Annotated in this window: 1 pseudogene; it reads left to right on the top strand. The window is 53.5% G+C overall.

The window, feature by feature from the left end:
- Nucleotides 1-452 (top strand): annotated as a pseudogene (locus tag ACTHTJ_RS10860) (glutamate--tRNA ligase); the annotation flags it as partial.

Here is a 452-nt window from a genome sequence, read left to right as displayed (position 1 = left end):
ACTGTGGCGCAATGGGCATCCTGCCCGAAGCTATGCTCAACTATCTGGCACGCTTGGGCTGGGCGCACGGCGACTACGAATCCTTCACGATGGAACAATTCATCGAATGGTTTGATTTTAAAGACGTTTCCCCATCCCCAAACCGCATGGATTTGAAGAAACTCTACTGGATTAACTGCGAACACATCAAAATCACCGCCAACGAAAAACTGGCCGAAATGGTGAAACCGCGCCTCGCCCTGCGCGACATCCAGGAAACAAGCAAGCCTGCTTTGGAAGATGTGTTGGCATTGGTCAAAGACCGCGCCCAAGACCTGAACACACTTGCCTACGAGTGCCTCTACTTCTACGTCAAACAAACGCCTGCCTAAGCAGACGTGCAGAAACACTTGGACGACGAAGCCGCCGCCCGTATGCTGCGCTTTGCCGAACGCCTCGAAGGGCTGGAAGAC

The organism is Neisseria sp. P0018.S001 (genome assembly GCF_051957355.1).
Taxonomy (GTDB): domain Bacteria; phylum Pseudomonadota; class Gammaproteobacteria; order Burkholderiales; family Neisseriaceae; genus Neisseria; species Neisseria subflava_A.
Note: the sequence above shows the minus strand (reverse complement) of the source record. Positions and strands in the feature narration are given on the sequence as shown.